Source organism: bacterium, assembly GCA_016702305.1.
In the GTDB taxonomy this organism is placed as follows: Bacteria; Electryoneota; RPQS01; order RPQS01; family RPQS01; genus JABWCQ01.
Window position 1 is genome coordinate 398,386 of sequence record JADJEH010000017.1, and the last position, 13,472, is coordinate 411,857.

12 protein-coding genes and 1 pseudogene are annotated in these 13,472 nt (G+C 56.5%); all 13 read right to left on the reverse strand.

Features of this window, described 5'->3' with window-relative positions; all coding sequences use genetic code 11:
* Positions 1–157 precede the first annotated feature (157 nt).
* Positions 158–772, reverse strand: a complete 615-nt coding sequence (locus IPH10_12965) for a transposase (GenBank protein MBK6911819.1) — start codon at positions 770–772, stop codon at positions 158–160.
* 65 nt (positions 773–837) lie between these two features.
* Positions 838–1,731: pseudogene (gene murQ, locus IPH10_12970) on the reverse strand (N-acetylmuramic acid 6-phosphate etherase).
* Positions 1,732–1,805: 74 nt separating this feature from the next.
* Positions 1,806–2,366, reverse strand: a complete 561-nt coding sequence (rsmG, locus tag IPH10_12975) for a 16S rRNA (guanine(527)-N(7))-methyltransferase RsmG (protein MBK6911820.1) — start codon at positions 2,364–2,366, stop codon at positions 1,806–1,808.
* A 182-nt stretch (positions 2,367–2,548) separates the two neighbouring features.
* The gene (gene mnmG / locus IPH10_12980) at positions 2,549–4,417 is read right to left on the reverse strand and encodes a tRNA uridine-5-carboxymethylaminomethyl(34) synthesis enzyme MnmG (GenBank protein ID MBK6911821.1); all 1,869 of its coding nucleotides are present in this window, start codon (positions 4,415–4,417) and stop codon (positions 2,549–2,551) included.
* A gap of 429 nt (positions 4,418–4,846) precedes the next feature.
* Positions 4,847–5,566, reverse strand: coding sequence for a hypothetical protein (locus IPH10_12985; GenBank protein MBK6911822.1), 720 nt, complete (start codon positions 5,564–5,566; stop codon positions 4,847–4,849).
* 201 nt (positions 5,567–5,767) lie between these two features.
* Positions 5,768–6,181: a TfoX/Sxy family protein gene (locus tag IPH10_12990; protein MBK6911823.1), complete on the reverse strand. Its 414-nt coding sequence runs from the start codon at positions 6,179–6,181 to the stop codon at positions 5,768–5,770.
* Between the two features lie 26 nt (positions 6,182–6,207).
* Entirely contained in the window at positions 6,208–7,956 is a 1,749-nt protein-coding gene (locus IPH10_12995; protein ID MBK6911824.1) for a carbon starvation protein A, read from the reverse strand.
* A gap of 54 nt (positions 7,957–8,010) precedes the next feature.
* Entirely contained in the window at positions 8,011–8,904 is an 894-nt protein-coding gene (locus IPH10_13000) for a hypothetical protein (protein MBK6911825.1), read from the reverse strand.
* 82 nt (positions 8,905–8,986) lie between these two features.
* Positions 8,987–9,961 carry an NAD(P)-dependent alcohol dehydrogenase gene (locus tag IPH10_13005; GenBank protein MBK6911826.1) on the reverse strand — a complete coding sequence of 325 codons (975 nt, stop codon included), beginning with the start codon at positions 9,959–9,961 and terminating at the stop codon, positions 8,987–8,989.
* 260 nt (positions 9,962–10,221) lie between these two features.
* Positions 10,222–11,259, reverse strand: coding sequence for a hypothetical protein (locus IPH10_13010; GenBank protein ID MBK6911827.1), 1,038 nt, complete (start codon positions 11,257–11,259; stop codon positions 10,222–10,224).
* A gap of 60 nt (positions 11,260–11,319) precedes the next feature.
* Complete coding sequence (locus IPH10_13015) at positions 11,320–11,790, reverse strand: DinB family protein (protein ID MBK6911828.1); 471 nt, start codon at positions 11,788–11,790, stop codon at positions 11,320–11,322.
* 63 nt (positions 11,791–11,853) lie between these two features.
* The gene (locus tag IPH10_13020; protein ID MBK6911829.1) at positions 11,854–12,780 is read right to left on the reverse strand and encodes a cytochrome c; all 927 of its coding nucleotides are present in this window, start codon (positions 12,778–12,780) and stop codon (positions 11,854–11,856) included.
* Positions 12,781–12,893: 113 nt separating this feature from the next.
* Positions 12,894–13,379, reverse strand: coding sequence for a hypothetical protein (locus IPH10_13025; protein ID MBK6911830.1), 486 nt, complete (start codon positions 13,377–13,379; stop codon positions 12,894–12,896).
* Positions 13,380–13,472 lie beyond the last annotated feature (93 nt).

Consider the following 13,472-nt stretch of genomic DNA (forward strand, 5'->3'; position numbering starts at 1 on the left):
ATGTGCGAGGTGGTGTATCCGAGTTTACCTTTGGATACGGGAGTTTTTGGTTGTGTGGCATGGTGGGGGGTGGGTGTTTGTATGTGATGTTGGTTTGGTGTATTTGTAGGGGCGGATGGCAATCCGCCCGTGCCGGACAGGATCGAAACCTGTGGATCTATTCTTCCCAATACACGCCTTGGAGATCGGGATTTTCCTTGTCCAATTCCCAGTTCAAGGGATTGTCCATGATGTATTGCCGCGCTAGTCCCAATTCATGTTCGTTGCGGATAATGCGATCGTAGAAACTGCGCTGCCAAACTTCCACGCCTTTTGTTCCACGGATTTCGTTGATTCGTTTCGTGGTCGCGCGTTTGAAGGCGGCGATGATTGTGCTCAAGGGTGCCGTTCGCGCATACGTGGTTTTGACGGTGACTCTGGAATGATCCGCCTCGCTTGGGGCGGGCGGATTGCCATCCGCCCCTACATCAACGTTTCGCGCGGGTCCTGCAAATGGGCCGATATAAGTATCGTCAATCCGCAGAATCGCATGAAAGTGATTTGGCATGATCATGAATTCGTCCAGCCAGATAGCCTCCCGAATCTCAGCGGTCTTCTTCCATTCAATTTTAACCGCCTCGCCAAACTCGTTGAGCAACATGGTTGCGTTTACAACTTCACCAAAGAGTTTGTGTCGCCCCTCCACGCAGATTGTCACAAAGAACGTCCGCGGATGGCGGTAATCATGTCTCTGCAACCGCAGTGAATTCTTGCGTGTGTATCGCTCTTTCATACCTTAGGTCGGATTCACGAATCTATGTAGGGGCGGATGGCAATCCGCCCGCGCAGAACAGGGCATCAAACGAATGATCTGATCTGGTAATCCGTTAGGAATTTCCTTTTCTCGATCGCCCCCGCCACCTTCCCACCATTCTCCTCCAGCCAATCTCGCGCGTGCTCGGCGGTGACGCCGCGGAAGTGCATCACTAACGCGGTTTTGAGTTCGCCGTTCGCCATGGTCAGGAGTTCGTCGGCCCACTCGTAGTCGCAGCCGGTGATCTCGATCAGAATCCGGCGCGCGCGCGCCTGCAGCTTGCGGCTCCCCATCCGCAAATCCACCATCAAATTCCCGTAACACTTCCCCATCCGCACCCAGGCCGCCGTCGTGATCATGTTCAACGCGAGCTTGGTCGCCGTCCCCGCCTTCAGCCGCGTCGAACCCGTCAACACCTCCGGCCCCACGGGCAACGAGATAATGACATCGGGCTGTGCGCTGGTTTCCTCATATCCCATACTCTCGGCATCGAACTCGTTGCAGATGAGGAGCGCTGTGAAGCATCCGTGTTGCTTGGCGTATGATAAACCACCCAAAACGTAGGGCGTGCGCCGCGACGCCGAAATGCCGACGACCACATCGGTCCGGCCCAAACAGCAGAGCTCGAAATCGTGAATCGCGCCGTGAGGATTATCTTCGGCACCTTCGGCGGCTTTGCGCAGGGAGTCGTAGCCACCAGCGATGAAGCCCTGCACCATGGTCGGATCGGTCCCAAAGGTCGGCGGGCATTCGGACGCATCGAGCACGCCCAAGCGCCCGGATGTGCCGGCCCCTATATAGAGGAGACGGCCGCCAGCTTGGAAGCTGGTCACAACGCGTTCCACGAGCTTTTAAATTTCGGGAATGGCCCGCGCGACCACGTCGGGCACTGTCCGATCTTCGGCGTTCATCGCTTCCAGAATTTCGCGCGTGGTCATGCTGTCGAGATTCAGCGTGCGCGGATTGCGGGCCTCGGTTGCGAGCCCCGCGAGTTCTTTGAATACGTCTTCTTTCACCGGTCAATAACGAGTTTTAGCAAGCGCCCGCCGTCGGGTAAGTTGAGTTCGGAGAGTAGGTTAAGTCCCAGTTCTTCGGGCCAGGCCTCGTGGCGCCAGTCCTGCCCTTTCCAAAACAGAAAGTAGCCGTCCCGCGCCAACAGGGGGCGGCACCACTTGGACAGAATCGGCAATTCGGCCAGCGCCCGCGCCGTAATGCAGGCGTAGCCGGGATGCTCGGAGTGGATAAGGTCTTCAACACGTGAACAAACCACTGTAAGCCGTTGTGCGAGCTCTGTTTCACGTGAAACACGCGTCAGAAAGGCGGCTTTTCGCTGGTTCGACTCGACCAAAGTCCATGTCAAATGAGGAGTTAGAAGCGCGAGGGGGATGGCTGGAAAGCCCCCGCCGCTGCCCACGTCGAGGATGTGTCCGGCCTCGGGGAGCAGGTCCAGCCCCGCGAGGGACGGGGCAAGGTGGCGCTCCTCCAGTCGGCCACGATCGCCGTGCGAAACCAGGGGAATCCCCGCCTCGGCGACGCGCTTCATGTAGTGCGCAAGGTGTTCTTGAGGGGTCAATGTAAATCGCTATTCACAGCTTGTTCACAGTGCCGGCCTCGCCGGACTCATCCGATCCTATTATCTTGGAGCCTGAAAAAGCAGAACTTGAATGCTGTAGTGAGAGTGTATCCTGAGCAAATCCAGAGAGTTATCCACGAGCGAGTGTGGATGTTTCACGTGAAACGCTCCAAAACAAGAGCTTACAAATGGCCCAGCCGTTTCAGGTGAATCAGCAGGGCCGACGTGTCGGACGGACGAACGCCGGAAATCCGGCCTGCCTGCCCGAGCGTCAGCGGTCTAAAGAAGGTGATCTTCTCGCGGGCCTCGTGCGACATGGAGTGCACCTGCCAGTAGTCCAGCGTGTCCGGTAGCCGGACCTCTTCCCAGCGTCGGACCTGCTCGGCACGATGTCGCTCTCTTTGGATGTAACCTTCATATTTTACATCCATTTCCACACCAGCCAGGAGATCGTCATCCGGATCGGTGATGCGTGCGGAAAGCTGCGCGCTGTCCTGAATCATCTGGCTGAGGTCGGCCTCAGGACGTTTTAGGATGGCGGCGAAGCGGCTACCCTTCAGCTTGGGGTCTGAGAGCAATCCTGACTCGGCAAGCTCGTCGAGCCGCGTTTCGTATAAGAGCGAAGTGATTTCGTTAAGTTTTTGTTTCTTTTCCAAATAACGTTCGTGCTGCGCTTCTGACACCAGACCGATCTCGCGCCCAATTTCCGTTAACCGTAGATCCGCGTTGTCCTGGCGCAAGAGCAAGCGGTGCTCGGCGCGCGACGTGAACATACGGTAGGGTTCCTCGGGCGTTTTGGTGATCAGATCGTCAATGAGCACCCCGATATAGGCTTGGTCGCGGCCCAATGTAAGAGGTTGCTCACTTTTCAGCATGGCCGCTGCGTTGATCCCTGCCATTAGGCCTTGCGCTGCCGCCTCTTCGTAGCCCGTAGTCCCGTTGATCTGCCCGGCGAAGAACAGACCTTCTATCACTTTGGTTTCTAACGAGTAATGAAGCTGATGGGCGGGAAAGAAATCGTACTCAACGGCATATCCGGGTCGCATCATCTCGGTCTGCGCGAGTCCGGGTACGGTCCTAAGTGCTTCAAATTGAACGTCTTCGGGTAGACTCGAACTGAACCCGTTCATGTACACTTCCGACGTGTCCCAGCCCTCGGGCTCGAGGAAAATCTGGTGGCGGTCCTTGTCGGCGAAGCGGACGATCTTGTCCTCGATAGATGGGCAGTAGCGCGGCCCGCGCCCGGTGATGCGCCCCGCGAAGAGCGGAGACCGGTGCAGGCCACTCCGTAAGATATCGTGAGTCTTTGTATTTGTATAAGTTAGGTGACACGCCAGTTGGCCGCTAATGGTCTTTCCACTGCGCACGGAGAATGGCACGATCCGGCCGTCGCCGGGCTGATGCTCGCACTGACTGTAATCAATGGACCGACCATCCAGCCGGGGTGGTGTACCGGTCTTCAGCCTGCCGACTTCAAACCCATGTTTCATCAGCATTTCGCTAAGACCGAGCGCCGGGGCTTCGCCGATACGCCCGCCTGGGAGTTGCCAATCCCCCATATGCAACAGTCCATTCAGAAACGTGCCGGCGCAAAGCACGGCCGCACGGCACTCCAGGCGCTGGCCGCTGGCTGCGATGCAGGCGGCCAGGCGGCCGCCTGTAGTCTCGAAGTCTATGATTGTATTCTGCTTGAGATCGAGATTGCGCTGTCCATTCAGGGTTTTGCGAGCTTCATGAGCATACAGTGTACGATCGCACTGCGCCCGTGGTGACCAGACGGCAGGGCCTTTCGAGCGATTCAGCATGCGAAACTGCACGGTGGCCAGATCGGCCAGCCGACCCATCTCTCCGCCGAGTGCATCTATCTCCTTGACTAATTGGCCTTTAGCAAGTCCACCGATGGCGGGATTGCAGGACATTTGACCGATTGTCTGGAGGTTCTGCGTCACCAAACAGGTGCGGAAGCCCAGGCGGGCCGTGGCCAGCGCGGCTTCGATGCCTGCGTGGCCGCCGCCGATCACGACTACATCATATATATGTGTTATGGCCATCTACTTCTTGCTAAGTCGAGTACAATGAGTTGTTTGAGAAAAGTTTGTGAATCAACGAGCAATTCGTGATCAAGGGTCAATTTTATCGCTAAGTTGAGCGCAGAGAGTGGTTTAACAGGGTGTTGGGCCGGCATTAGGAGAGAGATCCTTCAGGCCGCGACGGCCTTCAGGATGACAATGCGATTAGGGTGACTGGTGCATTACGCGGGCGGATTGCCATCCGCCCCTACATAGGCGTTGTAACGAGCTTGAAATGCTCGATTTGCACGGGGGTTTTTGCCCAGCAAGCTGGGCGCTACGGAGGAAGGCAGGTTCCGGGCGGATTGCGGCGGACCTTGACCCGGCTCGGCGAGTCGCTGTGCAAATTGTTCGGCTTAGCCCTCTAACCTGTTAAGTTGAGTGCAGAGAGTGGTTTAACAAGGGATTGACCTAAGGCATGCCGCACCATGGTAGCGGGGGCCGCGGCTCTGGCATGCCCCGGGCGAGAGTCTCGAATCTCGCTGCTTGTTCAGATTTCCCGATGCTCTTTGCCGCTGCGGCGGCTTTCAAAAAGGCATCGCGATCCTTCCAGCCCTGCGCAATCATATGTTCGGCCAATGCGATGACGCGCTCCGCCGGTTCAAACTCGTAGGCAACCAGGACACGGCTACTCGAGACCCTTGATGAGTCGGCGAAACTCGCAGCCTGTTGAAATTTCATTCCGTGACGCAGTGAAGCGCGGCGTGTTCCATCTGGAAAGCGCGCGACGGCAAGGAGTGAGACATAACTGCCGGCCAGCGCTTCCGGAGCGCGCCCACGAAAATACCAAGTCGGCAAGCTCCCCTCACGCCCAGGATTTAACGGGCCCGGCACGACAGAATACATCTCAAGATCGCCAAGTGTGAGCGGTATTGAGGTTCGATCCGCGAGATCTTCTTTGCTAAACTGAAGAGTAATCTCGATCGCTTGGGCAAGCTGGAGAATTGAATCCAGCTCGCTTGGCCGCTCATGCATCAACGAGACTTCCACAAAAATCTCGGAACCCACCAGAATCGAGGATCGCGGGTTGCCGATGACACCTCCCATTCCTGCACGTCCGAACTGCGCAATCGGCTGGGCGGCGAAAAGAGCTACGGTCAGGATGTGTGAAAGCAGAATGTACTTTAGCATGAGTTCTCTACGGGCGGGTTGTCATCCGCCTTTACATACATTTCGTAAGGCGCTCTTAATGCTCGATTTGCACGAGGGTTTTTGCCCAGCAAGCTGGGCGCTACCGTCAGAACCCTGAGAGATCCTTCGGGCCGCGACGGCCTTCGGGATGACAATGCGATTAGGGTGACTGGTGCATTACACGGGCGGGTCGCGGCGGACCTATGCTTTGCGCGGGCGTTTTGTCCGGCCAGAGGCCGGACCTAGGTTCTTCGCTGCGCGTTCTGCGGCTTCGATGGCGAGTTTGCCCAATTCGCGTAATGCGTCGTCGTCCTCCAAATCCTCAGAAGACAAGGAGTAGTAGTGCATGCGCATGTTCGGTTTGTCATCGAAGGGCGCGAACTGTTTCATCTTGCGCGACTCGAAGCGGGCGCGCGTTTCCTCGTCGCCCTTTATGTAGACATCATCGCCGTCCGTGAGCGCGAACATCTTGCCGTTCAAGTAGAAGCCTGCGCCACCGAACATCCGCCGCGCGGTGATCTTCCCGCACAGTCCGGCCGGGAGGCCGGACCTATGGGCTACAATGACGTTCAGACGTTCGGTGTAGTAGTTGAGGATGTCTTGGTTGAGGGGCATATCTATTGCTCCACGTGAAACGTATGCTATCCTGCAACCGCGGGCGGATTGCCTGCCGCCCCTGCGGTAGCTTTGCTCCTTGAAAACACCTTCACTGCTTCCCACAATAATAATACAGCGAGAACAATTAACACGAGCGCAACCCATGGGACGAAGTTCGTGGGTAGCGCGAGGCCATCGGGTGTAACAAATCCTCTGGAAACATATTGTAAGAGCGCCCAGCCGCTCATCACATACATGATGATGGTTGGTATACCAGCGATGGGCCAAACCCACTTGGCGCGATAGGTACGGTGCAGCCAGACGGTGATGCCTAACAGGCCGATCGCCGCGAGCAGTTGATTGCTTGCGCCGAACAACGGCCAGAAGACACGCCAGCCGGGAATGACATTGCCCGCAGCATCGGTTGTGGTTTGCAGAACGAAGATCAGCGGAATGAATGCGGTCAATGCCGTCGCGAAGTAGCGGCCGAGATTGCCCTGCCAACCAAACAGCTCCTGCAAGATATAGCGGCCCAGGCGCGTGCAGACATCGAGTGTGTCATACACAAAGGTCGTGAAGGCCATCAGCCCGAACAGCACGCCGAAGCTGGCGGGAATCCCCAGCACCTCCATGAAGCGCCCCAGCCCAAGTGCATAGATGAAATTGGGTTTGCCACCCAAATCGGCAATGGCTTCCTTGGACAGGATCATCACGCAGGAGAGCGAGACAACCGCGACCATCGCTTCAAGCAGCATCGCGCCGTAGCCGACTTTCTTGGCATCGGGTTCCGTGCGCAACTGTTTTGAACTCGTGCCGCTGGCGATGATCGAATGAAACCCGGAGCAGGCGCCGCAGGCCACGGTGATAAACAGAATCGGGAAGAGCGACGACGTCCCCGCGCCGGCGGGCACGTTCCAACCGATGAAGGCGGGGTATTGGATCTCGCTGCCGCTCAACAGCACGCCGACTGCCCCCGCGATCAGCGCCGCGAACAGAAAGAAGCCGCCAAGATGCCCACGCGGTTGGAGCAGAATCCACATCGGGGCGATTGCGGCAATGAAACAATATATAAGGAGAGCGACGATCCAGAGTTTCTGCGCGATGAGGTCGGAGACGCCGAACCAGCTTGCCAAATCGAGCGGCAGATATTGACCGAACCAGATGGCAGCGCCGACCAAGGGCAGGAAAATCAAAGTGGTCGTTAACAACGACAGTTTGGTCCAGCGGAGGACGAAGGCCATCACGATGGGCAGCGCGAGATAGAGCAGAGATGAGGTGGCGATGCCCGCGCCGCTCACTTGCTGGCCGCTCTCGAGGGTGATGTTGCCCACGAAGCTGCCGGCCACGATGTCCGTGAACGCTACAATAATATAGATGAGCGCGATCCAGACAAAGGTCAGGAAGAGCAAGTAGCTGCGGCGGGTCATGTGCTCGCGCACGACTTCGGCGATGGAGCGCGCTTTGTGGCGAATCGAGGCGACGAGCGAGCCGAAGTCGTGAATGCCGCCGATGAAAATCGCGCCGAGCAGTATCCATATTAATGTGGGCAGCCAGCCGAACATCATCCCCGCTACGATCGGCCCGACGATGGGCCCGGCGGCGGCGATGGCTGAGAAGTGCTGGCTCATCAAGAACTTCCAGTCAATCGGGTCGTAGTCCACACCATCGGCCAGCTCGACCGCGGGAGTCTTGCGATTGGGATCCAACCGGAGCAGACGCGCGAGCAGATTGCCGTAGGTTTTGTAGGCAATCAGCAGGACGAGGGCGGAGGTTAGGATGATGGTGAGGAGCACGTTTTTATAAAGAGGAAATTAATCTAAGCCTTTTCTGTCATCTTTTGTTGGGGTCTATTTTGGGGAAGCCGGTTTTTCTTGATCAAGCTTTTCGAGAAAGTAAGTGCGTTCTCTCTTATATAAATCCGCTTGTTCGGCTTGGGATCCTCTCGATGCAATTCCACTTAGCGCTACTTTTTCAAATGAGTTGTACAGGGTATCCAAGTAGCTGATTGCTTTTTCCCAGTTTTGAGATCGAGATGCGGCGCTCTTGCCTTGGTCGGCGAGTTCAATGAAGCCATAAGCCATACCGGAATCGGCGGTCATAAGACATTCTTCAAAACGTTGGGCTCTTAGAAGATTGTTTGCCTTGAATATGAAAACTCGAATAGAGTCGTTCTTTGTTTGCGGTTGCTTGACGTACACGAGATCTTCCAGTTGCTCGCCGAAATACCCGGTTGCAATCGGGCCGTATGGCAGCGGGTCGAAACGCGGTATAATTCTGATTGTCTTGCCGGCAAGTTCTTGCGGAACCTCGAAATAAAACTTATAGTCCGGGTACAATAAGCGAAGCTTCTCTCGCTGATAGTTCTCGTGGCCTGCTCGAAACATGCTGTCACACAGCATGTCATACCAGTCGTTAAAGTAGTCGAGTTTTGGAGGTTGAATCTCTATTGTCGATAGCGGTGCGAACTCGCCGTTTGGTTGAAGCTCGGCGAACTCTATTTGCAGCCACTTTGGACACTCTTGCGGTAAACCGTGGTACTCTTGATCCAAATCTATTTCACCTTCGCTTGGGTTCAGCGTCAGGAGAATGGTTTGTCCGGAACCGACGAGGATTGTGTCAACTTCCGACGAGTTAAACGGGTCACTTGAAACTGCGCTTACTGATATTCCGTAACATGTGTTGCGAGCGTGGGCAAGTGACGCGCAGACAAGACATGCCGTTATGAATAGAGACATCTTCATGTGCTGACTCGGATTGCGCTTGGGGTGATTGGGTCCTTTTACAAGATCCTTCACTGCGTTCAGGATGACAAGCGTTTGAACTTCATGCCATCGTGATCACAACCTTGCCGCGGGCGTGGCCGGTTTCTACGTGGCGGATGGCTTCTGGGACTTCGGCGAGCGGATAGGTTTTTTCGATGACGGGACGAAGTTTGTTGGCTTCGATTAGATTTTTAATGTCCGTCAATCGGTCGGGGTTGGGGCTTGATGCGACCAGTTTGAATTTCTTGCTGCCGAGCGAGTGGAACGGGCCGAGAAACATGACTTCTAAGAGCAGCTTGTTGCCGCCGCCGGGCATGGCGTAGATGCCGTTGGGTGTGAGCACGCGCTTGAAGTCGCGGATGGGATAGTAGCCGTTCACGCACAAGATGGCGTCGTAGCGTTTGTCGCCTTGCGTGAAATTCTCTTTGGTGTAATCTATCACGTGATCCGCGCCGAGTTCGCGCGACTGTTCGAGGTTGCGCGTGCTGGAGACGGCGGTGACTTCGGCGCCGAGCGCTTTGGCGATTTGCACCGCGTAGGTTCCAACGCCACCGGCGGCGCCGTTGATCAGGACTTTGTGGCCGGGCTGAACTTTGGCGATGTCGCGCAGTCCATAGAGTGCGGTGACTGCGGCAAGCGGTATTGCGGCAGCTTCGACGAACGACAGATTCATGGGTTTGGCGACCAGCATTTTGGCGCGCGCGCAGGTGTATTCGGCAAATGCGCCGAGGCCGTCGTTAAACACATCGCCGAAAATTTCATCGCCGACTTTGAATTCGGTGACGTTCTTGCCGACTGCTTCAATCGTTCCGGCGATGTCGCCGCCGAGGATGTGAAATTTTGGTTTCGGCTTGGTCAGGCCTAGCATGAAGCGCACGGGAAACGGTTCGGCGCGCAACAGGTGCCAATCGGCGGCGTTTACCGAGGCGGCGTGAATCTTGATTAAGACTTCGTCATCGTTCGGCGACGGCGTGGGGACGTCTTCGTATTTTAATACATCGGGGGAGCCGTAGTTGCGGAAGGTAATGGCTTTCATAAGGATATGATTTTGTCTAATTCATTCCTGCCGGGTTGCGCTGTCGCCGGGCCGGAGGCCCGACCCAGGTTTGTCCGGCGCGGCGGAATTGGGTGACGAGAACGCGACAGATTCTCTGAGGGGTCCTTCACTACGCCGAGCCTTCGTTCAGGATGACAGTGCGCCTGATGTTGCTGAATGCGCTCGGGGGTTTTTGCCCAGCAAGCTGGGCGCTACGGCGGAGCGGATTCCAAATTCAAGATTCTTGTTTCGGCGAAGATCTAATTCAAGCCTACGAGTTTGCGGAAGTCGGGGTCTTCTTGGTAGGCTGCGAAGTCGGGGTCTTCGCGGGCGTTTAGTTTGGCCAGTGAATCTGTGGCGATGGCATCGGCGAGTGCGGTTAGTAAGCCGTCGCGTTGTTTCAGCTTGGCGTAACAGCAGGCGCGGTTGTATTTCACCCAGACTTGATTGGGCACGAGCTTGTCGGCCTGATCGAGCGTTGTGATCATGTCAGCGTAGCGCTCAAGCTTGTAGAGCGCGATGGCTTTGTCCAAGTAGCCGAAGTAGTGTTTCGGATTCAGAGCGAGCGCGGAGTCGTGATAGGCGATGGCTTCTTCGCACTTGTTGGTCATGCAGAGCAGCCAGCCTTTGAGATTCACGAGAAAGTAATAGTCTTCGACCGACTTGTTCTGGAAATCCGGTTCGATTGAAGCGAGCGCTTCTTCGGCGCGGCCCATCTTGGCAATGATCATCGCGCGGTACCAGCGCGTGTTGGCGCTCGCGGAATTCAGAGTTAGGGCCGAGTCGAGCGCCGCCAGCGCTTCCGGAAATTTCCCGAGATCGTTCAGGATGGCGCTCTTGGCGACCAGCGCGCGCGCGTTGCGCGGACTGATGGCTAAAGCGGAATCTATGCTCGATTTGGCCGATGCATAGTCACCCATGATCACGCGCTCACCGTTGGCGCGCAGCACATAGTAAACGACCGCCATACTGTCGGGCAGCGTATTTCTGTTCACGCGCGAGATCAGATGCATCGCGCTGTCCATCTCCAGCGCCGCCATGTAGAAGAGCGCGCTGTCCAGCGTCGTCTTCTGCGTCGGCAGAATTTGACTTAGGTTGGCTTTGTAGCGGTTCGGCGCTCCATCGGCGCGCCCGCCAGTCATTCCGGTCAGATCAATCAGGTCGAGAGATGCGAGAAAGACGCGCTTGTCTCCCTTGTCCTTTTTTGATTCAGAGTTCGTGTCCGGCTGCTTGCATCCCGCCGTTAACAGAGTTAAGAGACATGCTGCCGTCAGCAACGCCGTGAGAATGGACTTCATCGCGTTTTCCCCAAGGTTCTTTCTAAATTTCTTTGCGTAGCTGATTTGGCGATCAACTTCCTAAACGCCGAGCTTGTTGGCGCGCACAGCGTGAATGTAATCCACGTACGGCGGATCGTAGCCCTCAGCGCGCAGCTCGGCATTGATCTGGCCGCGATGGTGCGGTGCATGCAAGACCAGATGCACGAGAATATCGCGCACGCTGCTCGCGTAGCGATCACCCTGCGAGTTTACATAGTTCACCGCGCGCGCCAGCGACTCCTCCGACAAATTCTCCAGAAACAACGACCAGCGCTTGTCAAGCTCGCGCTGCTGTTCGTCGCAATCGAAAATCTGCCAATCGGGCCACACGAGATGGTTGCGCGGCTCTTCGCCAAGGCGATCAAGCCACAGATGCTCCGCGGCCAACATATGCGCCAGCAGCCGCACGGCGCGCGCCGGCGGCTGTTCGAGGTTGAGCAAACACTCTAACATCTCAGAGTTCGCCCAGCGCGTGTAGTGAAGCAGGTGCTTCAGGTCGGATACAGTCATCACGACACTCCGTGCCCCGCGCGGCACCCGCGTTGGATGCCGCGCTGGGGCGAGTAGTGAATTTCAGTGCTTGGAGAAATACTCGTGCCAGCTGAAGCTCGAGTCCGGCTGTTCCGGCAGAGCACTCAAGTAGCTAAACAGCGCGGCCATTTCCAGACTGTCGGCGAACTTGGTGGCGTAAATCGGCATTGCCAGCGTATCCACCACGGTGCCGTCGGCGCGAACGCCGGTTTTGAGAAAATGCGCGAACGACTCGTTGGTGTAGTGCTTCATGTGTTTCGTCAGATTCGCGGCGGACGGCCATTTCGGATCGCCTTCAAACACCTTGCCGCCCGAGTAATTCTGAGCGTGACAGCCCATGCACGCGATTTCGGCGAGGTACTTGCCGTATTCGGCGGTCGGGGCAATCTCTGGGCGCTTCGGACTCTTAAAGTTGTGATCCGTGATCGCGGCTTCAGTCAGCAATCCGCCTTGTACCAGCACCATTTTGCCGATGGGGCCAAGCGAAAAATTCGGCCGTTCTTTGTCCACCTTGGGCGCGGTTTTCAAGTATGCGTAAATCGCCGCGAGGTCTTCGTCAGAAATGCGGTTGAGATGAAAGCTCGGCATGATCAGCGCGCCGGTTTTGTCGCGCTTGATGCCGTGACGCACGATCAAGTCCAAATCCTGAATCGAGTAGTTCGCCGGCAATCCGCCTTTGCCAAATGTGATGTTGGGCGCGACGTAGTAGGCGAACGGGCCCATGTCCTGCTCCTGGCCGCTCAAGTCCAGGCCGTGGCACGCGCCGCACGTGCCGACGCCGCGCATTAGCTGCCGTCCGCGCGCGACCGTGGCGCTGTCGCTCGGGACGTAGATGTTCTTCCCTTTGATGTCGGGGTAGGTTTGGCTCATAATGCTCGACGCTTGCCAGAAGATATAACCGGCGAACACGACGAGCACAAGCACGAGGATGCCGAGCGCAATGCCCAGCCATTTCAGAAACGGTTTCATGCAATCTCCCCTTATTGAGTTGCTGATTGGTTTGGTGTGTTTGTTTACGTTTTGCGGGGTTTACCTGCTTTCGATGATATCATCACTAATTCGTTGTAGGCGAGCGAAGCGGGCTATTCGAGATATTCGGGCGCTTGTTCGCTCAGAAGCTCTTCAAGTTGAAAAGAGTGCCGGAGCGGGTGAACGACGGCATGTTCGAGCATGGATTCGATGGCCATATCCACGCCCCAGCGTGACGCGAACACCAGATCAAGCTGATCGTCGCGAATGTTGGCGAGCGGCTCGCGCCACTGTTCCAGCAGATGATCCAGGAATTCGTCGCCCTCTTCTTCGATCTTTTCCACGGCGGGAACCGGATTGATGGCCGGGTCGGGCAGTTCGAGTTTTTCGCAGATCCAGGTCATGTAGCCGCGCCCGGCGCGCAGCACGTGAACGAGCAGATGATCAAGGCTCAGATAGTCCGGGTCGTCGGTTTTGGGCAGCTTGATGTCGGCGGACTTGGCCGCCCACCAGATATCGAGGAAGTCCTGCATGAACTGTTCGTGCATCAGTACGCAGGCGCGGGCGCCGCGGGCGCGGTAGTGTGAAAGCTCGGCCATAGTTGTGCTCCTATGAAGACAGAATCCACCAATTTACCTAAGCTGAGAATATACGAAACTTGAGGGACTCTAATGCGACCAATTGCGCTGATT